The sequence below is a fragment of the Streptomyces humicola genome (assembly GCF_024436035.1).
GTDB classification, from domain to species: domain Bacteria; phylum Actinomycetota; class Actinomycetes; order Streptomycetales; family Streptomycetaceae; genus Streptantibioticus_B; species Streptantibioticus_B humicola.
Window position 1 is genome coordinate 118690 of sequence record NZ_JANFNG010000007.1, and the last position, 19764, is coordinate 138453.

At 68.6% G+C, this 19764-nt stretch carries 21 protein-coding genes and 1 tRNA gene; 14 read left to right on the forward strand and 8 right to left on the reverse strand.

What is annotated here, in order from left to right; genetic code table 11:
- Nucleotides 1-121: 121 nt before the first annotated feature.
- The 11 genes from NGB36_RS11990 to htpX all read left to right on the forward strand — a co-directional run bounded on the left by NGB36_RS11990 (nt 122) and on the right by htpX (nt 10557).
- Complete coding sequence (locus tag NGB36_RS11990) at nt 122-520, forward strand: NADH-quinone oxidoreductase subunit A (RefSeq protein ID WP_255920195.1); 399 nt, start codon at nt 122-124, stop codon at nt 518-520.
- Entirely contained in the window at nt 511-1131 is a 621-nt protein-coding gene (locus NGB36_RS11995) for an NADH-quinone oxidoreductase subunit B (RefSeq protein ID WP_255920196.1), read from the forward strand. The genes NGB36_RS11990 and NGB36_RS11995 overlap by 10 nt, the downstream gene beginning before the upstream one ends.
- Nucleotides 1128-1958 carry an NADH-quinone oxidoreductase subunit C gene (locus NGB36_RS12000; protein ID WP_372509417.1) on the forward strand — a complete coding sequence of 277 codons (831 nt, stop codon included), beginning with the start codon at nt 1128-1130 and terminating at the stop codon, nt 1956-1958. The genes NGB36_RS11995 and NGB36_RS12000 overlap by 4 nt, the downstream gene beginning before the upstream one ends.
- Nucleotides 1955-2917 carry a complex I subunit 1/NuoH family protein gene (locus tag NGB36_RS12005; protein WP_255920197.1) on the forward strand — a complete coding sequence of 321 codons (963 nt, stop codon included), beginning with the start codon at nt 1955-1957 and terminating at the stop codon, nt 2915-2917. Before NGB36_RS12000 ends, NGB36_RS12005 begins: the two co-directional genes overlap by 4 nt.
- Nucleotides 2914-3489 (forward strand): NuoI/complex I 23 kDa subunit family protein, encoded by a 576-nt coding sequence (locus tag NGB36_RS12010; protein WP_255920198.1) that lies wholly within the window; start codon nt 2914-2916, stop codon nt 3487-3489. Before NGB36_RS12005 ends, NGB36_RS12010 begins: the two co-directional genes overlap by 4 nt.
- On the forward strand, nt 3486-4034 hold the full coding sequence (locus tag NGB36_RS12015; protein ID WP_255920199.1) for an NADH-quinone oxidoreductase subunit J family protein: 549 nt from the start codon (nt 3486-3488) through the stop codon (nt 4032-4034). The genes NGB36_RS12010 and NGB36_RS12015 overlap by 4 nt, the downstream gene beginning before the upstream one ends.
- Nucleotides 4034-4438 carry an NADH-quinone oxidoreductase subunit NuoK gene (gene nuoK / locus NGB36_RS12020; protein WP_255920200.1) on the forward strand — a complete coding sequence of 135 codons (405 nt, stop codon included), beginning with the start codon at nt 4034-4036 and terminating at the stop codon, nt 4436-4438. Before NGB36_RS12015 ends, nuoK begins: the two co-directional genes overlap by 1 nt.
- A complete protein-coding gene (locus NGB36_RS12025; protein ID WP_255920201.1) occupies nt 4435-6438 on the forward strand; it encodes an NADH-quinone oxidoreductase subunit 5 family protein in 2004 nt (667 codons plus the stop codon). Before nuoK ends, NGB36_RS12025 begins: the two co-directional genes overlap by 4 nt.
- Nucleotides 6439-6441: 3 nt before the next feature.
- Complete coding sequence (locus NGB36_RS12030; RefSeq protein WP_255920202.1) at nt 6442-8025, forward strand: complex I subunit 4 family protein; 1584 nt, start codon at nt 6442-6444, stop codon at nt 8023-8025.
- Nucleotides 8022-9566, forward strand: coding sequence for an NADH-quinone oxidoreductase subunit N (locus NGB36_RS12035; protein ID WP_255920203.1), 1545 nt, complete (start codon nt 8022-8024; stop codon nt 9564-9566). Before NGB36_RS12030 ends, NGB36_RS12035 begins: the two co-directional genes overlap by 4 nt.
- Before the next feature lie 130 nt (nt 9567-9696).
- Complete coding sequence (htpX, locus tag NGB36_RS12040; protein WP_255920204.1) at nt 9697-10557, forward strand: zinc metalloprotease HtpX; 861 nt, start codon at nt 9697-9699, stop codon at nt 10555-10557.
- Nucleotides 10558-10633: 76 nt separating this feature from the next.
- Here htpX and NGB36_RS12045 read toward each other — a convergent pair whose 3' ends face one another.
- The 5 genes from NGB36_RS12045 to NGB36_RS12065 all read right to left on the reverse strand — a co-directional run bounded on the left by NGB36_RS12045 (nt 10634) and on the right by NGB36_RS12065 (nt 15604).
- On the reverse strand, nt 10634-11035 hold the full coding sequence (locus NGB36_RS12045; RefSeq protein ID WP_255920205.1) for a YccF domain-containing protein: 402 nt from the start codon (nt 11033-11035) through the stop codon (nt 10634-10636).
- 480 nt (nt 11036-11515) lie between these two features.
- Nucleotides 11516-13177 (reverse strand): ABC transporter ATP-binding protein, encoded by a 1662-nt coding sequence (locus NGB36_RS12050; RefSeq protein ID WP_255920206.1) that lies wholly within the window; start codon nt 13175-13177, stop codon nt 11516-11518.
- 288 nt (nt 13178-13465) lie between these two features.
- Nucleotides 13466-13597, reverse strand: coding sequence for a hypothetical protein (locus NGB36_RS12055; RefSeq protein ID WP_255920207.1), 132 nt, complete (start codon nt 13595-13597; stop codon nt 13466-13468).
- Nucleotides 13598-13821: 224 nt separating this feature from the next.
- Nucleotides 13822-14271 (reverse strand): hypothetical protein, encoded by a 450-nt coding sequence (locus tag NGB36_RS12060; protein ID WP_255920208.1) that lies wholly within the window; start codon nt 14269-14271, stop codon nt 13822-13824.
- Nucleotides 14272-14317: 46 nt separating this feature from the next.
- Nucleotides 14318-15604: an LCP family protein gene (locus NGB36_RS12065; protein WP_255920209.1), complete on the reverse strand. Its 1287-nt coding sequence runs from the start codon at nt 15602-15604 to the stop codon at nt 14318-14320.
- Nucleotides 15605-15892: 288 nt separating this feature from the next.
- On the opposite strand from NGB36_RS12065, the gene NGB36_RS12070 reads away from it, so the two are divergent.
- Nucleotides 15893-16528: a LuxR C-terminal-related transcriptional regulator gene (locus NGB36_RS12070; protein ID WP_255920210.1), complete on the forward strand. Its 636-nt coding sequence runs from the start codon at nt 15893-15895 to the stop codon at nt 16526-16528.
- Here NGB36_RS12070 and NGB36_RS12075 read toward each other — a convergent pair.
- Nucleotides 16519-17007, reverse strand: a complete 489-nt coding sequence (locus NGB36_RS12075; RefSeq protein ID WP_255920211.1) for a YajQ family cyclic di-GMP-binding protein — start codon at nt 17005-17007, stop codon at nt 16519-16521. The two genes, NGB36_RS12070 and NGB36_RS12075, sit on opposite strands and share 10 nt — an antisense overlap.
- 168 nt (nt 17008-17175) lie before the next feature.
- On the opposite strand from NGB36_RS12075, the gene NGB36_RS12080 reads away from it, so the two are divergent.
- Both NGB36_RS12080 and NGB36_RS12085 read left to right on the forward strand, forming a co-directional pair.
- Nucleotides 17176-17261 (forward strand) — tRNA-Tyr (locus tag NGB36_RS12080).
- A gap of 166 nt (nt 17262-17427) precedes the next feature.
- Nucleotides 17428-17739 (forward strand): hypothetical protein, encoded by a 312-nt coding sequence (locus tag NGB36_RS12085; RefSeq protein ID WP_255920212.1) that lies wholly within the window; start codon nt 17428-17430, stop codon nt 17737-17739.
- 363 nt (nt 17740-18102) lie between these two features.
- Here NGB36_RS12085 and NGB36_RS12090 read toward each other — a convergent pair whose 3' ends face one another.
- Both NGB36_RS12090 and NGB36_RS33415 read right to left on the reverse strand, forming a co-directional pair.
- Entirely contained in the window at nt 18103-18900 is a 798-nt protein-coding gene (locus tag NGB36_RS12090) for an inositol monophosphatase family protein (protein WP_255920213.1), read from the reverse strand.
- Nucleotides 18893-19753, reverse strand: coding sequence for a DUF5919 domain-containing protein (locus tag NGB36_RS33415; RefSeq protein ID WP_255920214.1), 861 nt, complete (start codon nt 19751-19753; stop codon nt 18893-18895). Before NGB36_RS33415 ends, NGB36_RS12090 begins: the two co-directional genes overlap by 8 nt.
- Nucleotides 19754-19764: the final 11 nt, after the last annotated feature.

Consider the following 19764-nt stretch of genomic DNA (forward strand, 5'->3'; position numbering starts at 1 on the left):
GAGGGAGAGCCGAGGGGGGATGCGGCGGCGTCCCTCATCGTGGGCAGGGCCTAGACTCCGTTCGTACAGATCGTCTAAAGATTCATCTCAATCGCTGGACCAGAAGGAACGAGGGGCGGACGTGCCGGAGGCGAGCAGCACGTACCTCGCGGCGGGCTATTTCCACACCTATTCGGTTGTCGGCCTGGTCGCGGCCGTCGGCGTGCTCTTCGTCGCGGTGGCGTTCGGGGCCGGACGGCTGCTGCGGCCGGTGGCGCCCACGCACGAGAAGCTGCTCACGTACGAGTGCGGCGTCGACCCGGTCGGCGAGGGTTGGGCGCACACCCAGATCCGCTACTACATCTACTCCTTCCTGTATGTGATCTTCGCGGTGGACGCGATCTACCTTTTCCCCTGGGCGACGGTGTTCGCGGCACCCGGCTTCGGCGGCACCACGCTCGTCGAGATGTTCCTCTTCATCGGGTTCCTCGCCGTCGGCCTGTTGTACGCATGGAAGAAGGGCGTCCTGGAATGGACGTGACCCAGCGGGCCGCCGAGCCGCAGTTCGTCCCCGAGCCACGCAGGCTCGGGACCTTGGCACGCCTGGCCCCGGAGCCGATGAAGGTGGTCCTGAACTGGGGACGCCGCTACAGCCTGTGGGTCTTCAACTTCGGCCTCGCCTGCTGCGCGATCGAGTTCATCGCGGCGTCGATGGCGCGCCACGACTTCATCCGGCTCGGCGTGATCCCCTTCGCGCCCGGCCCGAGGCAGGCCGACCTGATGGTCGTCTCGGGCACGGTGACGGACAAGATGGCCCCTGCCGTCAAGCGGCTCTACGAGCAGATGCCGGAGCCGAAGTACGTCATCTCCTTCGGCGCCTGCTCGAACTGCGGCGGCCCGTACTGGGACTCGTACTCGGTGACCAAGGGCGTCGACCAGATCATCCCCGTCGATGTGTATGTGCCGGGCTGCCCGCCCCGGCCCGAGGCGCTGCTGCAGGGGATCTTGAAGCTGCAGGAGAAGATCGCACATGAGTCGCTCGGCGAGCGCCACGACGGGGCCGCGGCGCCGCGTCCGTCGGCCGCCGCGCTGACCAGTGATCTCGTCGCGCCGCCGACGCCGGGCGTGGCCCCGCGGGAGGACGCGCGGTGAACGGCTTCGACCAGCTGCCGGAGGCCGTTGCCGAGGTCTTCGGCGAGGGAGCCACGGCGAAGGAGACGTACGGCCTGCTCACCGTCGATGTCGCTGCCGACGCCTGGACCAACTCCCTGGAGATCGCCCGGGCCGCCCTCGGCTGCACGTATTTCGACTGGCTGAGCGCGGTCGACGAGCCCGGCGAGGGTTTCCGCGTCTGCGCGCACCTCGTCGCGCTGCCGGACGCCGACTCCGGGCACCCAAGCGTGCGCCGCCTGGTGCTGCGCACCACCGTGCCGCACGACGCTCCCGCGCTCCCCACCACGACCGGCGTCTATGCCGGCGCGGCATGGCACGAGCGCGAGACGCACGAGATGTTCGGCATCGACTTCACCGGCCACCCGCACCTCGTCCCGCTGCTGCTCCCCGATGGGTTCGAGGGGCACCCCCTGCGCAAGGACTTCGTGCTGGCGGCGCGCGTCGCCAAGGCGTGGCCGGGGGCGAAGGAGCCGGGGGAGTCCGAACATGGCGGGCCCAGGCGCCGCCAGATGCTCCCACCCGGCGTGCCCGACCCCAATGAGTGGGGTCCGGTCAAGGGCCAGCTGCCGCCCGCGCCGGCCCGCCCGGCCCGCGGCGCGCGTGCAGCCGCCGCGGGGGAGCGCCCGCCGCGCCGCGCCCGCTCGGTGAGCGAGGGCTCCGCCAGCCAGCCGACGGAGCGCCCGGCCCCGCGCAAGCGCACCGCCGACGCACCCTGGCAGCAGGCAGCACCCGAGGCACCCGGCACCGCAGGCGGAACAGACGGAACAGACGGAACAGACGGAACAGACGGAGGTGAGAGCACGTGAACGACGTCCTCGACGTCGCGCTGCGCCTCGTCGCCGTCCTTGTCGCCTTCCTCGTGCTGCCTCTGGTGATCGGGCAGACCGAGCACAAGGTGATGGCCCATATGCAGGGCCGCCTCGGCCCGATGTACGCAGGCGGATTCCACGGATGGGCCCAACTCGTCGCCGACGGGGTGAAGTTCGCGCAGAAGGAGGACGTGGTCCCGGCAGGCGCCGACCGCCGCATCTTCCAACTCGCCCCAGCGGTCGCCCTGTTGCCGTACCTCCTTGTGCTGATCGCGATCCCCGTGGGCCCGCACGGGCTCGTCGGCACGGTGGTCGACGCCGGACTGTTCTTCGTGCTCGCCGTGATGGGCGTCGGTGTGCTCGGCTCGCTCATGGCGGGCTGGGCTTCGGCCAACAAGTTCTCCCTTCTCGGCGGCTTGCGCACCGCCGCTCAGCTGATGGCGTACGAGCTGCCGATGCTGCTCGCCGCCTCCTCCGTCGCGATGGCCGCGGGGACCATCTCGCTGCCCGGCATCCTGGACGCCTTCCACTGGTGGTGGATCCCGTGGCAGATCATCGGCGGCCTGGTCTTCTTCACGGCCGGGCTCGCGGAACTGCAGCGGCCTCCGTTCGACATGCCGGTCGCCGACTCGGAGATCATCTTCGGCGCCTACACCGAGTACACCGGGCTGCGCTTCGCGCTGTTCCTGCTCGCCGAGTACGCGGGCATCGTCGTGCTCTGCGGGCTGACCACGGTGCTCTTCCTCGGCGGCTGGCACGGGCCCATGGCCGGCAGCCTCGGCTGGCTGTGGACGCTGCTGAAGACGGCGCTGCTGGCCTTCGTCGTCATCTGGCTGCGCGTCAGCTACCCGCGACTGCGTGAGGACCAGCTGCAGAAGCTCGCCTGGACCGTTCTCATCCCCCTTTCCCTCGCTCAGATCGCGCTCACCGGCGTCGTGAAGGTGGTGACGTCATGAGCCCCGTTCCCGGCCGCGGCCTGGCCAAGGGCCTCGCCGTCACCCTGCGCACGATGACCCGCCGGTCGGTCACCGCGCAGTATCCGGACGCCCAGCCCGAGCTGCCCCCGCGCAGCCGGGGTGTGATCGGCCTGTTCGAGGAGAACTGCACGGTCTGCATGCTGTGCGCCCGCGAGTGCCCCGACTGGTGCATCTACATCGACTCCCACAAGGAGACCGTCCCTCCCGCGGCCCCTGGCGGACGCGAGCGCAGTCGCAACGTCCTGGACCGCTTCGCCATCGACTTCTCACTGTGCATGTACTGCGGTATCTGCATCGAGGTGTGCCCCTTCGACGCGCTGTTCTGGTCGCCGGAGTTCGAGTACGCCGAAACCGACATCCGCGAGCTCACCCACGAGCGCGACAAGCTGCGCGAGTGGATGTGGACGGTGCCGGCGCCGCCCCCGCTGGACCCCGGTGCCGAGGAGCCCAAGGAGATCGCCGCCGCCCACAAGGCCGCGGAGAAGCTCGCGGCAGCCGAGGCCCCTCAGCCGCCGCAGGAGCGGCAGGAACCGCAGGAGGGGGACGCGTGACCCTCGCAGCAGGCCATCCCGGTTTCCTCTCCCCGACCGGGGTGGAAGTCGCCTTCCTCCTCGTCGGTGTCGCCACCCTCGGCGCGGCCCTCGTGACCGTCACCACCAAGCAGCTGGTGCACGCCGCGCTGTGGCTCGTCGTCGCCCTCGGCGGACTGGCCATCGAATACCTCCTCCTCACCGCGGAGTTCATCGCCTGGGTACAGGTGCTGATCTACGTGGGCTCCGTCGTCGTCCTCCTCCTGTTCGGGCTCATGCTCACCAAGGCCCCCATCGGCCGCTCTGCGGACGCCGATTCGGGGAACCGCTGGGCCGCGCTCACCGTGGCGGCCGCCGCCGCGGCGACTCTGGTCTGGGTCGTCGTCGACGCCTTCCGCTCCACCTGGATCGACCTGAGCGGTGCCGCGCAGGGGTCGGCCAAGGTCACCGGAGCGAGCCTGTTCCGCAACTGGGTGCTGCCGTTCGAAGCGCTGTCGGTGCTGCTGCTCGCCGCTCTCGTCGGTGCGATCGTGCTCTCCCGCCGCAAGAACGGAGCGCCCAGCTGATGCACCTCGGCTATCCCGCCGTGCTCGCCGTCCTCCTGTTCTGCGTCGGCCTCTACGGCGTCCTCGCCAGGCGCAACGCGATCCTCGTCCTGATGTCCGTCGAGCTGATGCTCAACGCCGTCAACCTCAACCTCGTCGCCTTCGACGTCTGGCTGCGCGACACCCTGCATGCCGGCCAGGCGCTCACCCTGTTCACCATCACCATCGCCGCCGCCGAGATCGGCATCGGCCTGGCGATCGTGCTGCTCGTCTATCGCAACCGCGGCACCTCGGACGTGGACAAGCTCACCGATCTCGCCGACACCGGAACCGAACCCGACTCCGACAGCATCGCACCCACCACTGACAACGCCGCCGAAACAGCCGCCGACCAGGCTCTTCCCGCCGGGGGGCAGACCGCGTGACCCTGACGACCCTCGCCGCGCTCGTCCCGGCACTGCCGTTTCTCGCAAGCATCGCCGGGATGCTGCTCGGGCGCCGCGCGCCGGGCTTCGTCCAGCCGATGGCCGTGCTGCCGACGCTCGCCTCATTCGTCCTCGCCGTGATCGTCGCCGTCAGACAGGGGACGGGCCCGGCGACCGACGTCGGCACCCGGCTCACCCCCACCGGCTCCGTCCCGGTCGACCTCGCCCTGCACCTCGACGGGTTCGCCGTCCTGATCGCCGTCCTGGTCGGTCTCGTCGCGACCTGCGTGCAGGTGTACTCCACCGGCTATCTGCGCGACGACCCGCGCTACCCCTCGTATGCCGCGCTGGTGTCGCTGTTCACCTCGGCGATGATGCTCGTCGTCTACTCGGGCGACCTGATGGTGCTCCTCGTCGGCTGGGAAGTGATGGGCATCTGCTCGTACTTCCTCGTCGGCCACTACTGGGAGACCCCGGAGGCCCGTTCGGCCGCGGTCAAGGCGTTCCTCGTCACCAAGCTCGGCGACGTGCCGTTCCTCATCGGCATCTTCGCGCTTGCCGCCGACGCCGGAACGTTCCGGATCAACGGCATTCTCACCACGGCCGCCTCCGGTGGCCTGCACCACCCCACCGTCATCGCGCTTCTGCTCCTCGCCGGGATCGCGGGCAAGTCCGCGCAGTTCCCGCTGCACACCTGGCTCCCGGAGGCGATGGCAGGCCCCACGCCAGTCTCCGCCCTCATCCACGCGGCCACCATGGTCGCGGCCGGTGTGTACTTCGTCGCGCGCCTGCTGCCCGTCTTCATGCTCTCCACCGCCGCCTTGGCGGTGCTCGCCGCAATGGCCGCGATCACCATGATCGGCTCGGCGCTCGCCGCACTCGCCCAGGACGACATCAAGCGCGTCCTCGCCTACTCGACCATCGGGCAGCTCGGATACATGACCGCCGCCCTCGCCGTCGGCAACCGCAGCGCGGCCGTCTTCCACCTCCTCACCCACGGCGCGTTCAAGGCCCTCCTCTTCCTCGGTGCCGGCGTCGTCATCCACGCCGCCGGCACCAACTCCCTTGCCGCGACGTCGCGCATGGGCGACCTGCGCCGCCGCGTCCCGGACGCCATGTGGACGATGGGGATCGGCCTCGCCGCCCTCGCCGCGCTGCCGCCCTTCTCCGGTTTCTTCTCCAAGGAGTCCGTGCTGCGGGCCGCTGAGGACGCCGCAAGCGGCCACGTCGGTCACGTCCCGTCCGCGATCGGCTGGACCGTCCTCGTCGCCGGGCTGCTCACCGCGCTGCTCACAGCCGCGTACGCCACGCGCCTGTTCCTGCTCGCCTTCCTCGGGAGCGCGCCCAGGATCGCAGAAGCCCCCGAGGGCGGGGCGGCGCACGACGCTCACGCGATGCCGCCTGTCATGATCACCGTGCTGTGGGTTCTCGCCATCCCCTCACTCGCCCTCGGCGTCACCGGCGGGGTACTCCCCGCGTGGTTCGACGGCACCCCACTCACCCCTACGCTCGCCACCTCCGTCCTCGGCATCGGCCTCGCCCTCGTCGGCGTCCTCACCACCTATGCGGCCTGGCGTGCCGCCGCCGCCCGCCGGGCGGCCCTGGCCGCCCCGCCGGCCCACACCGAGATCGAGCCCGCCGCCACCGAGGCCTACGCGATCGCCCACCACGAGCAGGTGTACGGGGACATCGCCGCCGCCGCGGACCCTGCCGACCCCGGCCGCCTCCTCCTGGGCAGGCTGCACCGGCATGCGGCCCACGGGTTCCATCTCGACGCCGTCTACACGGCGCTCTTCGTACGCCCCGTGCTCGCCGCCGCCGGCCTCGTGCGCTTCCTCGACCGCGAGGTCGTCGAGACGTATGTGCAGGGCGCGGGCGCCACCCCCGGGCTGCTCGGCGCGATCGTCCGTCGCGTGCAGACCGGCAATGTGCAGACCTACCTCAGCGCACTGCTCGCAGGCGCCGTCGTCCTCGCCGTCCTCGTCGCCGCCGGAGCATGAGCTGTGAACGACACCTTCCTCCGCTGGGTTCTGATCACCCTCCTCGTCCTGCCGCTCTTCGGAGCGCTCGGTGCGCTCTTCCCTGCACCCCCCGGCCTCAGGGGACGTAACCAGGACCAGGCCGTGCTCCGCCACGGCGTGTCGATCACCGGCATCGTCCTGCTGCTGACCGTCATCCTCGCGGCCGGTTTCGACTACGCGCACCCGGCCCGCATGCAGGCGAGCACCGACCTCAGCTGGATCTCCTCCCTCGGCATCCGCCTCCACCTCGGCGTGGACGGAGTCTCGCTCCCCCTCCTCGTGCTGACCGCGCTGCTGACCTTCCTGTGCGCCCTCTACTCGTACTTCAAGATGCCCGAGGGCCCCTCACCCAAGGGCTTCGTCGCACTCCTCCTCGTCCTGGAAACGGGCACGCTCGCCACCTTCGCCGTGCTCGACCTGATGCTCTTCTTCCTGGCGTTCGAGATGGTGCTCATCCCGATGTACTTCCTCATCGCCCGCTGGGGCGGCGAGGGCAGGGACCGCGCCGCCTTCCGCTTCATCCTCTACACGGTGCTCGGCTCCGTGATCATGCTGCTCGGCCTCCTCCTCATCGGTCTCAAGGCGGGCACATTCGACATGGTGGCACTCGCCTCTGACAACGGCTCAAAGCTCAGCCACACCACGCAGTTGATCGCCGTGCTCGCCATCGGCATCGGCCTCGCCGTCAAGGCCCCCATGTGGCCGCTGCACAGCTGGCTCCCGGACGCCCACACCTCCGCGCCCACCGTCGGCTCGGTGCTGCTCGCCGGCGTCCTGCTCAAAATGGGCACCTACGGTTTCGTCCGGATCATCCTGCCCGTCGCCCCGCAGGGCGCCCACACCTTCGCCCCCTACCTCGCGGCCTTCGCCGTCGTCGGCATCATCTACGGGTCCCTCGCCTGCCTCGCCATCGGCCGGCAGGGCTCGGGCGGCGACCTGAAGCGCCTGATCGCCTACTCCTCCGTCGGTCACATGGGATTCGTGCTGCTCGGCATCGCCACCCTCACCCCGACCGGCGTCAACGGCGCGCTCTTCGCCAACGTGGCCCACGGCCTCATCACCGGCCTGCTCTTCTTCCTCGTCGGCGCCATCAAGGACCGCTACGGCACGACCGACCTCGACCGCCTCTCCGGCACCACCGGCGCCGCCCTCTACGGAGCCGCCCCGCGCCTCGGCGGACTGCTGGCGTTCGGCGCCGTCGCCTCCCTCGGCCTTCCCGGGCTCGCCGGATTCTGGGGCGAGATGCTCGCCATGTTCGGCTCCTTCCACCCGGCAGCGGGCCTCAGCCGTCCCGCGTATCTCACGTTCATGGGCCTCGCCGCCTTCGGCACGCTGCTCACCGCCGCATACATGCTGCTCGTCGTGCGCCGCGTCTGCATGGGCGAGCCCACCGCGGCGCCCACCGGGCAGCCGGCCACGCCGCGCATGCTCGCCGACGTCCAGGGCTACGAGTTCGCCTCCTGGACGCCGCTCGTCGCCCTCACGCTGCTCGCCGGGCTGTGGCCCGCCGCCCTCCTCGGCCTCACCGACCCGGCCGTCCATGCCCTCCTGGGAGGCAGCCGATGACCGCCCCCGCCGGAGGCCTCATCCAGTCCGTCGACTGGATCGCGCTCGCCCCGCCCGCCATCACCGCCGTCGTCGCGCTCCTCGTCCTCGTCGCCGACCTCTTCCTGCCCGCCGTCAGAAAACCGCTGCTCGGCCAGGCCGCCGTCGGCGGACTCGTGCTCGCCGGGCTCTCCCTGCTGCCCCTCCTGCACGCCGGCCGGGCGACGTTCTGCCTGACCACCGGTTCGCACGACTGCAGTTACGTCGCCGACCACTTCACCCTCGTCATCCAGCTGCTCGTGCTCGGCGGGGCACTCCTCGTCGCCCTGCTCTCCCTGAACAGCCAGGACGACCTTCCGGCCGGGGAGTTCTGGTTCCTGCTGCTCTCCTCGACCGCCGGAGCGGCCCTGCTGCCCGCCGCTCGCGATCTCGCCACGCTCGTCATCGCCCTCGAAGTCGCCTCGCTGCCCGCCTTCGCGCTCGTCGGCCTCAAGCGCGGCGACCGGCTCTCCAGCGAAGCGGCCCTGAAGTTCTTCCTCTCCTCCGTCACCGCGACCGCCGTGATGCTGCTCGGCGTGAGCTTCGTCTACGGAGCCACCGGCACCCTCCACCTCGCAGCACTCGCCGACGGCCTCGGCCACACCCCGCGCCAGCTGGACACCCTCGCCAGGACCGGCGTGGCCCTCACCCTCGTCGGCTTCGCCTTCAAGCTCGCCGCCGCGCCCTTCCACTTCTGGGTCCCCGACACCTACACGGGAGCTCCGCTGCCTGTCGCCGCCTACCTGTCGGTCGTCGGCAAGGCATCGGGCTTCTCCGGGCTCATCCTGATCACCGTCATCGCGTTCAGGCACTACGCCGACGTATGGGGCCCAGCGCTCGCGGTGCTCGCGGCGCTCACCATGACCGTCGGCAACACCGCCGCGCTGCGCCAGCGGCCCGGCCATCCCCGCAGCGCCGTGCGACTGCTCGCCTGGTCCTCGGTCGGCCAGGCCGGGTACCTTCTCGTACCGCTCGCCGCGGCCGGGTACGTGGGACCGGGCTCGGACCCGGCCCGCCACATCGGCGCCACCGTCTCGTACGCGCTGATGTACGGCGTGGTGAACCTCGGCGCCTTCGGGGTCGCCGCCCTCGTCGCGCGGACGAGCGCGGGCAACCGCATCGCCGACTACCGGGGCCTGTACGCCACACGCCCGCTCGCAGCGCTGGCGATGGCCTTCTTCCTGCTCTGTCTCGCGGGGCTGCCACCGGGCATCGTCGGGCTCTTCGCCAAGGTTGTCGTCTTCTCGTCGGCGGTCGACGCCGGACTCGGATGGCTCGCCGTCGTCATGGCCGTCAACGTGGTGATCGCGCTCTACTACTACCTTCGCTGGACGGCGCTGCTGTTCGCACAGCCGGATGCGGTGCCGACGGGAGCCGAGGCCGGGGGAGCACCCGCAGCGGTACCGGCGCTGCGCGCTCCTGTCTCGCTGACCGCCGCCATCGCCCTGACCGCCGTCGTCGGACTGGTGCTGTCGGGCGCACCCCAGATCGTCCTCCGGTTCACCTCGGGCACGCTCTTCTGATCGGGCACAGCCCCAGCACAGTGGACGGAAGGGAACCCGCGGCCTTCGCGTGGCGTTGACCCGGTACGGGAGGTTCCACTGGAGAGGTGGATGCCGTCAAGAGTTCCCCGCACGTCTGGGAGGGCGTACCGTGCACCGCCGGCACAACGGGCTGAAGACCGCTGTTCTTCTCGGAGCGCTGTCCGCGATCATCCTGATCATCGGCAGCTTCTTCGGCAGGAACGGCCTGGTCATCGCGCTTGTCGTGGCGCTCGGCACCAACGCCTACGCGTACTGGAACAGCGACAAGCTGGCGCTGCGCGCGATGCGCGCCCGTCCTGTCAGCGAATTCGAGGCGCCCGCCCTCTACCGGATGGTCCGCGAGCTCTCGACGGCCGCGCGCCAGCCGATGCCGCGGTTGTACATCTCCCCGACCGAGGCGCCGAACGCGTTCGCCACGGGCCGCAATCCGCGCAACGCCGCGGTGTGCTGCACGGAGGGCATCCTGCGGCTGCTCGACGAGCGTGAGCTGCGCGGCGTCATCGGGCACGAGCTCAGCCACGTCTACAACCGCGACATCCTCATCTCGTCGGTCGCGGGTGCGCTGGCCTCGGTCGTGATGTTCCTCGTCAACTTCGCCTGGCTGATACCGATCGGCCGCTCCGAGGACGACGAGGGCCCGGGTATCGTCGGCATGCTGCTGATGATGATCGTCGGTCCGCTGGCCGCGTCGCTCATCCAACTGGCCGTCAGCCGTTCCCGTGAATACGAGGCCGATGCCTCCGGCGCCAGACTCACCGGCGACCCGCTCGCGCTCGCCTCCGCGCTGCGCAAGCTCGAAGTCGGTACGCAGCAGTTGCCGCTGCCGCCCGAGCCGCGTCTGGAGACGACGAGTCACCTGATGATCGCCAACCCGTTCCGTGCCGGTGACGCGTCCAAGCTCTTCTCCACCCACCCGCCGATGGCCGAGCGCATCGCACGCCTGGAGGATATGGCGGGTTATCGCCGATGAGCCGGTGGCGATGAGCCAATGAGCCGGTGAGCCGGTGACGCAGGCGGCCGCGATCGCACAGGCGGCTGGCCGCCGGTCAGAGTGTGCCGAACTTCCGGTCGGTCGAGACGATCTCGCGTCCGAGTGGCATGAGGGAGATGGGGATCATCTTCAGGTTCGCCCATCCGAACGGGATGCCGATGATCGAAACGAAGAGCGGGATGCTGGTGAGCAGGTGGCCGAGCGCGAGCCACCACCCGGCGAAGACGATCCAGATCACGTTGCCCACGAGCGACGGTACCCCGGCGCCCGGGCGATCGACCGTCGTCCGCCCGAACGGCCACAGCACGAACCCGGCGATCCTCAGCGAGGCGATGCCGAAGGGGATGGTGATGATCAGAACGAAGCAGATGATGGCCGCTACGGCATAGCCGATGGCCATCCAGATGCCGCAGAAGAGCAGCCACAGCACGTTGAGAACGAACTCAACCACCTTCATGAACGCCAACCTCCACGAGTCCCACGCTACGCCTCGACCTCGATCACGCACGGTCGGCGACGAGCGGTTCCCCTCGTGCCGCGACGACACGCGACGACAAGGGGCCGGCGGACGGGACGACACGCGACGACAAGGGGCCGGCGGACGGGCTGCCGGCCCCTTGCCCCCCTCGCGACGCCTCACCGGGCGTCGGTCACCCGAGGCGGCTCAGGCTCAGGCCAAGGATCAGTAGCCGTAGTCGCCACGGCCGAAACCGAATCCGTAGTCGTGGTGATGGTGTCGGCGGTGGTGATGCCGACGCCGGTGGCCGCCCCAGAATCCGAAGATGCTCATGTCGACCCTCCCTTCTGAAAGTCGCTCGGATGTACGTCTAATGGTCTACGCAATCCGGCCAAATACCTCTCAATCGGTCGGGTGCCATCCGGGCGACATCCGGGCGACATCCGGGCGCCTCGGACGGGATGGCCTCGGCCAGGACGGCTACGACGCTCCCGAGCTCACCCGCTGCCGCTGCTGCCCGCCGGAGGCCGTCCGCGGAAGGGTGTGGATGACGTCGGCACCGCCGGCGAGCCGGTGGTCGTGCGTGAACAGTACGGTCGTACGCCCTGTCATCAGCCGCCGCAGCGGCTCCAGTATGTGCGCGGCGGCCTCCGCATCGAGTCCGGCGGTCGGCTCGTCGAGGACGAGGACGGGCGTCCCCCGGAGGAACGCACGGGCTATGGCGATGCGCTGTGCCTGCCCGCCGGAGAGTTGGAAGCCGTCCTCCCCGATGACGCTGTCGTAGCCGCGCGGGAGGGCGGTGATGAAGCCATGGGCGTCGGCGTTGTGCGCGGCCTCGACCATCTCCTCCTCCGTCGCTCCCGGCCGTCCGTAGAGGATGTTGTCGCGGATCGTGGCGTGGAAAAGCTGGGCCTGTTGTGGCAACAGGGTCACCGCGTCGCGCACCGATGCCAGCGTGCAGTCTCGCAGGTCGACGCCGTCGAGCCGGATCGTGCCGGCGGCGGGGTCCATGAAGCGCACCAGGAGCTTGGCGAGCGTGGACTTGCCCGCACCGCTCGGCCCCATCACCGCCAGGATCTCGCCGGGGGCCACGCTGAAGTTCACATCCCGCAGCACCGCCACCGCGCCTTCGCCGGGGTAGATGGCCTCGACGTTCTCGCAGCTCAGCAGCCCGTGGACGGGACGCAGGTCGATGGCGTCCGGCCGTTCCCTGGCGGGTGGGCTCGTGCCCAGCAGCTCGATGACGCGCTCGGCGCCCGCGGTCGCCGCGCCGAACACGCTCGCCAGGCGGGACAGCTGCTGCACGGGGCCGAACAGCTCGGTCAGGAAGGCGGCGAAGGCAAGCAGTCCCCCGATGGTGAGCGCTCCCCGGCTCAGCTCCAGCACGCCCAGGCCCACGACGGTGAGTCCGGCGACGACCTCCAGCACATCGAGGACGGCCGGGTAGGCGTAGGCCACCCGTGCGGTCGCCAGATCGGCGCGCAGCAGCGCCTGGCCTTCGCGCCGAACCCGTGCGATTTCCCGTTCCTGCTGGTTGTACGCGTGCGCCAGGGCGGAATTGGCCAGGCTCTCCTCGACGACGGCGGTCACGCCGCCGTTCCTGCGCCGTGCCTCGCGCGACCGTATCTGGATGCGCCGGCTGAAGGAGCGGGCCGCGAAGAAGAACAGCGGCGAGATGACGAAGGCAGCCACCGCCAACTGCCAGCTCAGATACACCGCGGCGCCGGCGAAGAAGACCAGACTGACCAGGGCGGAACCGACCTTGACCACGCCGGTGGCCACCAGTTCCTCGATCCGGTAGATGTCCGCCGTCAGCCGGGCGACCACATCGCCGTGCCAGCGCTTGCGATGCGTGTCCGGGGGGAGGGTGTGGAGGTGCTCGACGGTGGCGGTGCGCAGGCGCAGCATGAACCGCTCGGCCACGCGGGCCGCCGTGTAGTCGCCGAGGAACGTCGCGACCGCCGAGGCCGCCGCGGTTCCGGCCATCGCCGCCGCCACCGGCCAGAAGTGCGAGAACTGCCGGGGGACGAGAACGCCGTCGACCAGGTCCTTGAAGAACCAGATCAGGACGACCTGGCCGGCCGACCCGGTGACTAGCAGGGCGGCAGCAAGGACCAGCCAGTAGCGGTCCGGACGGGCCACGGGCCAGAAGCGGCGGAAAACGTCTCGAGGTGCCACGGCGGGCGCTGCGGCCACCGGCCCTGGCTCGTCGTCTTTTGTGCCACTCGCGCCACGCTTGAGGTCCGCGCACACGTTCTGTCATCTCCATCGGAGCATCGGAGATTCATCGGACGGAGATCCATCGGAGCGGAGGCCGGCGACGCCTCGCTGGCCCCCGCGGTGATGTCCCGGTTGCCGTTCAGCAATATCTGCCGTTCAGCAACGTCTGCCGTTCAGCAATATCTGCCGTTCAGCAACCTCCGACGTCGGCTACCAGCAGTAGTCCCCTCGGCCGCCGTAGCCATAGTCGCCTTCGTCGTCCCAGCCGTAGCCGTAGCCATGGTCACGGCCGTGATCGAAGCGGCGACCCCGGAAACCACCGAAGAATCCGAAGATGTGCATGACAACCTCTTTCATTCGTATGGACGACGGCGCACGCCGCCGTATCTCTCATACGAACAACACTACGCATTCGGGACATATGCCGCTCACTCGAGTGGCCGACATCGTGCTCCGGATCGGGTCAAGAGATGCCAAAGAGCGTCAACGCTGGTGACGGCGCGTCGGACCCGAGTCACCGTCAGTTGACGGCCCGTACTGGCACCCCGTCGACGACGCAGAATGGCTCAATGCTCCGGCGTCTCGTCCGGCAGGGCCTGGCCGAGCTCCCGCGCCTGCTCGGCGTAGACGTGGTGCAACAGGCGATGCGTCTCGCGCGCCAGCCGCAGCCGCTCCTCCTCCACGCGTGAACGCTTGCGGTTGGCGCGGACGAGGTGGAGCGTGCCGCCGGCGGCGATACAGGCTCCGACGTCGCTGGTGACGTTGGTGTAATTGCCGCCGATCAGCTCGGCGTTCGCGCTGGGGGCGAGGATGCGTGTCAGTGGAAGGATGATCAGATAAATACCCAGCGCGATAAGGAAGATGACGTGGGCCTTACTGGACAGCGCTCGGGGCACCCAGGCCAGGGCGCGGTCGAGACGGCTCTGCGGGTGGGCGACCTGGGTGAGTGACTCCCTCGGCTCCTCGTCGCGCGCGGATACGCCGGACGACGTGCCCTCGCCGTTTCCCGTGCTCATGGTCCCTGTCTCCCCGGTGCGCACGGGGGCGAACCGCCCTCCTGGGTCAGGGCGCGGAGTTGGGGACGCCTGGGCTGTCGGCGTACGCGTGGGCGGGGGTCATGGGGACGCCGTGGACGGCGACGGTGTCGAGGGCACTGACCTGTGCGCAGGCTCTCGCGCTGCCGTTCTGGGCGCGGGAGCCGGTGATGGCGGCCGCTGCGGACGCGGAGGTTCCGCCTCCGTCGCCTCCGTCGCCCGCGTCTCCCGCACCGCCCGCCGGGCCCGAAGGCCGAGTGGTGGTGTGCCCCTGCGCGTCGTGGGCGTCCGCCCTGGACCTCCCGCTGCCGGGCCCGCTCAGCGATCGGTCGTAGATGATCGCGTCGAACAGCTTCCGCGCGGCAGGGGCGACCAACACCCGGCTGCTGTCACGGGGGTCGGGGACGGTCTGCATCGTAGTGAACGTGACCCGGCCGGCCGGCACCTTGTTCATGTCCGTGGCCAGGCCCAGCAGGCTGGGGATGCTGGCGAGCCCCTTGTCGACGGTGACTGCCTTGGTCGCCGCGTCCGCGAGCCCGTAGAGCGCGGCGGGTTCGGTGAGGGTGCCCGCGCTCTTCAGGGTGCGGATCATCGAAGCGAGATACACGTGCTGGGCGACGGTACGGCCCAGGTCGCTGCCGTCACCGAAGCCGTGCCGGGTGCGGAGGAACTCCAAGGTCGAGACGCCCTTGAGGGTGTGGGTGCCCCTCGACAGCTTCAGGTGCGAGTACGTGTCGTAGACGTTGTTGCTGACGCAGACCGGGACGCCGCCGATGGCGTCCGACATGTTCACCACGCCGGAGAAGTCGACCATGACGAAATGGTCGATGGGTATGCCCGTCAGTTCGTGCACGGCCGCCACCTGACAACCGGGACCGTAGGCCAGAGCTGAGTTGATGATCGTGGGGCCGGCGGGCACCGCCCCACCGGTGCCGGGGGCCTTGCACGTCGGCAGAGCGGTCAACGTGTCCCGCGGCACGCTCATCACCGTTGCATTGGACCGGTCCGCCGCAACGTGCACGATCATCTCCACGTCCGCATTGCCCGGTCCGCTGCCGCAGTCCCCACCCAGCCGGCAGTCCTCCGGGGTGGACCGCGTGTCCGACCCGATCACCAGGATGTTGATCGGCGTCCGTCCGAACGCATCCGGCTTCTCCGTCCCCCCGCCGAATATCGGCACGCCCTTGATGTTGCCGTTGAGCTGCTCGTACACCAGCGCACTGACCCCGGCCACGACCAGCACAAGCGCCGACGCGACGGCTGCGAGAGCCTTCCCGACGGTGCGCGGAGCCGCCCGGCTGCGCGATGCGCTCATCCTCACCCGCCTAAGGGCCGCGAGAGGACGCAACCCGAGTAGGGCCTGTAGAGCATTTGGAGCATTCCGGGCCTTTAGGGGCCTTTATAGGAAAGCCTGAGGAAATCTGACGGGCTCCGCCAGTCGGGGCAAGTCGGCATCGTCACCGACAGGCATATGAGCAGGTCACGGTCGCGTGCGCGATACGCCCCGGACCTGCCGTCACGAGCGCGGCGGGCAGCGGACGGCCAGCAGCACCGCCGTCGCCGTCAGGCAGCGCCGCGGGTCCCGGCGAGCAGCAGGAAACCGATGGCGGCCTTCGCGGTCGCCGCCGAGGTCGCCGATGCCGAAGCCCTGCTGGCGGCGATCGAGGAACACCGGCCGGATCTCGCGGTCGTTGACGTCAGGACGCCGCCGGGCTTCACCGACGAGGGGGTACGCGCGGCACTGGCGATGCGTCGGCAGTGGCCGAAGAGGACGGTCGTCCCGCCTTCCCAGTACGTGGAGCAGCGGTACGTGGCCGACGTCCTGACGACCGACACCAGCGGCGTCGGCTACCTCCTCAAGCAACGGGTCGCGGACGTAGAGGAGTTCGGGGCGGCGGTGCAGCGGGGGGCGGCAGGCAGTACGGCCCTCAGCGACCCGCTGGAGCGGCTGGCACCACGCGAGCGTGAGGTGCTCACGCTCATGGCCGAGGGCCGCTCCAACGCCGGTATCGCCGAGTCCCTGGTCGTCAGCGACAGCGCGGCGGCCAAGCACATCAACAACATCATCGCCAAGCTCGACCTGCCCACGGCCGACAGCGACCATCGGCGGGTCCTCGCCGTCCTCGGGTTCCTGGGCGCCTCCCGGAACCGAAGGCGGACGCAGGGAGGACGGAACGAGGGCTGCCGTCGGGGCCCCTCACGGTTTTTGTGCAGGTCAGGGACGTTTGATCACCGGTAGTTGACGAACTGCACCGCGAAGTCGAGATCCTTGCCGCGCAGCAGCCCCTGCACGGCCTGCAAGTCGTCCCGGCTCTTCGACGAAACCCGCAGCTCGTCGCCCTGCACCTGGGCCTTGACGCCCTTCGGCCCCTCGTCCCGGATGATCTTGGCGACCTTCTTGGCGTTCTCCTGGGAGATGCCCTCCTGGATCGTGGCGAAGATCTTGTATTCCTTGCCGGATGCCTGCGGCTCACCCGCGTCCAGGGCCTTCAGCGACACACCGCGCTTGACGAGCTTGCCTTCGAAGACGTCGAGGATGGCCTTGACCCGTTCCTCGGAGTTGGCCCGCATCTCGATCTTCTCGCCCGACCACTCGATCGATGCGCCCACGTTCTTGAAGTCGTAGCGCTGCGCAATCTCGCGCGCGGCCTGGTTGAGGGCGTTGTCGACCTCTTGCCGCTCGACCTTCGAGACGATGTCGAAACTGGAGTCGGCCATCTTCAGTTGGCTCCTTGCGTCGGGATACGGACGGTGAGCGCAAGCCTAGCCACCGCAGCCCGCCACGGGGCCGATCAGCCGAGTGGCGGACCACCCCCTGCCATCAGGTATCGTTTACGTCGTTGCCACGGAGCAACGCCGGAGAGGCGTGCGCCGGGCACCTTCCTAGGCGGTGTGCCCGAGCGGCCAAAGGGAGCAGACTGTAAATCTGTCGGCTTACGCCTACGCAGGTTCGAACCCTGCCGCCGCCACCAGGAAGAATCGGCCCTTGACCAGCAAGAACGGTCAGGGGCTGATCGCTTTCCTGATCACTGCGGCTCCCCGCTGTTCCCCGTGGTTCCCCGCCTCATCTGGCACGCGTGTGGCACGAGCGTCCCACGACTTCTATTCAGCCCGGGGCAGCTAGGGGATCATCTGTGCATGGTCGATGACGAGACTGGGGACGCAGCGGGCGAGTCGCACGAGGAGCTGAGCGGTGACGAGCTGGTCGAGGGGTCGCTGGGGTCATCAGCTTCGCTACTGACGGGGCGGATCCGCGGGCGGCTACCCATCCCCGGGGTCGGCGAGTTGACCTATCGCGGCAACCTCTGGAGACGTGTGCACAGGGTGGAGTTCCGCCCTTACGGACAGTCCGAGGTGATCCGATTCTCAGCGGACCGAGCCACGTTCTTCCAGATCGCGGACAGTGAGACCCTGGAAGAGGCCATGGCGATCATTGAGCGCTGTCTCTGACCGAGGCTCCGCACGTGCTCACGCGGGCGGCGTAGCGGCTTTGGGCTGGAGCTGCCATGGGGCGAGAGATCGGGGCCCGTAAGCTGTTGGCGACTCGGGCGGTCTGTGGACCTGCCCGTTAAGGCCCGATGTGGGCCCCGATCTTCGAGGCTCGCCCCATGGTGGCTGCGTAAAGCCGTGGAGCCGGCCGCCCCAGCCCCGTCGGGTCTCTTCACTCATGGCGTGATCGCTTCAGCCGCGCGCCCGGCGGAGCCGGGGCCGGAGCGGGGCGAAGACATGAGCGTCGGCCCCGGCGGTGAGCCGGGGCGCGCGCGGCGAGCGGGAGCGAGCCGCCTTGATGAGGTAGAGAAACCTGTAACAGGTCTAAGCGTCGGACGTTGCATCGCGGAGCAAGTGCAGCACTTCATCTCGGAGCGCAGGCGCAACCGCGATTGTGGCGGCGGAGTTCTCGTTGTGGGCACTGCCGTCCAAGTCGACTACGAGGGCACCGGCTTCCTTTGCGATGGCCACGCCCGCAGCGGTGTCCCATGGGTGATTCGACAGCATGATGCTTGCATCCAGCTTGCCAGCCGCGACCCACGCAAGATCGATTGCTGCTGATCCGAGCATGCGCACGCGCTGAGCGCGCTCAGAGAGGAGCCTTGTGATTGCCAGGCGGACTCGATTTTTCGTCGCAGCTTCGATACCTACGGCGTAGTCGCCAACGCTGACGATGGCGTCATGAAGCTGGGTTTTGCGGCTGGCGAACACCTGCCGTTCGCCGCAGAAGGAGCCGAGCCCTTGTGCGGCACTGAACCGAGATGCAAGAAATGGCAAGTCGATCACTCCGAGCACCGATTCGCGATTGCTTAGCAAGCCGAGAGAGATGCCGCAGAGGGGGATTTCACTTAGAAAGTTCGCCGTTCCGTCGAGGGGGTCGAGGACCCAAGTGAAATCTCGCCCTTCCCCGTAGGAACCGTTCTCTTCGCCAAAGAATCCGATATCTGGCGTCTCTTTGGCAAGGAACTCGCACAGCTCAGACTCTACGGCTAGGTCAACATCGGAGACCATGTCGCGGTCCCCCTTGGATTGAACGGTTTTCGCTGGAGCTGCTAGAACCCTCTTTCTGGCTCTATCTACTGCTTCGTGGGCGACGGGGAGGAGTGAAGCTAGGTCAGGCATCGACTTCCCTTCTCTCCCACAGTGAGTTAAAGACCTGTTCGAAAATTTGATGCAATCCGCCATTGGCCCAACGCTTGCGAATCATGAACGTCGGCGAATCTACTCCTCGCGTCTCGGGCAGATACGGTTGCGCTATGCACAGCCCCTGATCGGCAAGGATGATGTTGAACCTGATGGGTTCGTCGTAGACCGCCATCTCCAGCCGTTGCTGTGCTTCGTCGGACAACCGAGGCCGCACGCGTTCTTGCAAAGTCATGATGTTGAGCGCTGTGAGCGCTGAGAGTTGTCCCGAGGGAAATCCCTCCTCGCGCTCACGCTCCCTGATGTATTGACCGTACGGCTTAAGGAAGAGGCACTTGAACGCGGTGCCCTCCTCGATCATTTCCCTGATCGCGCTATCTGAATAATGCTGGCAGATAAGATTAAGCGAAAGCCCGGCAGCCTTTACTTCGCCGGCCTCCCCGAAGACATCGGATAGTGGGACCCTAGCCAAGAACTCCGATCTACTGGAGTAGACGGCCGTGACATCCGCGAATTGGTCGCCAATCAGTTTTCCCAGAGGGTCATTTGGTTGACCTTCTGCTGACGTTTTGGCCGAGCCATGTCCGATCAGGCCCACTGCTACGAGAACGTCACCGGGTGGAACAGTACTGCTCTCCCAAGCCTCAACCGCTTCGGGCGTAACCGGCCAAGACAGAATAGAGGAAAGAAGTTCAGCGAACTCGCCATGGCTCAAGTTACCGGCCTCCCGAGTTGCCGCGATTTGGTTTCTCGCGAGGGCCGCGACATCCGGCCTGTAGGAAGTCCTTCCCTGCAAAGAGATCAAAGACGCGGTCTTCTCGTCGCGGGTCACGCTCTCCCCCG

Excerpts from the sequence above, each read along its gene's own strand:
- NGB36_RS12060 (WP_255920208.1), bottom strand. The coding sequence starts at position 14,271 with ATGAGCACGGGAAACGGCGAGGGCACGTCGTCCGGCGTATCCGCGCGC.
- NGB36_RS12035 (WP_255920203.1), top strand. The coding sequence starts at position 8,022 with ATGACCGCCCCCGCCGGAGGCCTCATCCAGTCCGTCGACTGGATCGCG.
- NGB36_RS12075 (WP_255920211.1), bottom strand. The coding sequence starts at position 17,007 with ATGGCCGACTCCAGTTTCGACATCGTCTCGAAGGTCGAGCGGCAAGAG.
- nuoK (WP_255920200.1), top strand. The coding sequence starts at position 4,034 with ATGCACCTCGGCTATCCCGCCGTGCTCGCCGTCCTCCTGTTCTGCGTC.
- NGB36_RS12070 (WP_255920210.1), top strand. The coding sequence starts at position 15,893 with ATGGCGGCCTTCGCGGTCGCCGCCGAGGTCGCCGATGCCGAAGCCCTG.
- NGB36_RS12045 (WP_255920205.1), bottom strand. The coding sequence starts at position 11,035 with ATGAAGGTGGTTGAGTTCGTTCTCAACGTGCTGTGGCTGCTCTTCTGC.
- NGB36_RS12090 (WP_255920213.1), bottom strand. The coding sequence starts at position 18,900 with ATGCCTGACCTAGCTTCACTCCTCCCCGTCGCCCACGAAGCAGTAGAT.
- NGB36_RS11995 (WP_255920196.1), top strand. The coding sequence starts at position 511 with ATGGACGTGACCCAGCGGGCCGCCGAGCCGCAGTTCGTCCCCGAGCCA.
- NGB36_RS12085 (WP_255920212.1), top strand. The coding sequence starts at position 17,428 with ATGGTCGATGACGAGACTGGGGACGCAGCGGGCGAGTCGCACGAGGAG.
- NGB36_RS12055 (WP_255920207.1), bottom strand. The coding sequence starts at position 13,597 with ATGCACATCTTCGGATTCTTCGGTGGTTTCCGGGGTCGCCGCTTCGAT.
- NGB36_RS12065 (WP_255920209.1), bottom strand. The coding sequence starts at position 15,604 with ATGAGCGCATCGCGCAGCCGGGCGGCTCCGCGCACCGTCGGGAAGGCT.
- NGB36_RS12010 (WP_255920198.1), top strand. The coding sequence starts at position 2,914 with ATGAGCCCCGTTCCCGGCCGCGGCCTGGCCAAGGGCCTCGCCGTCACC.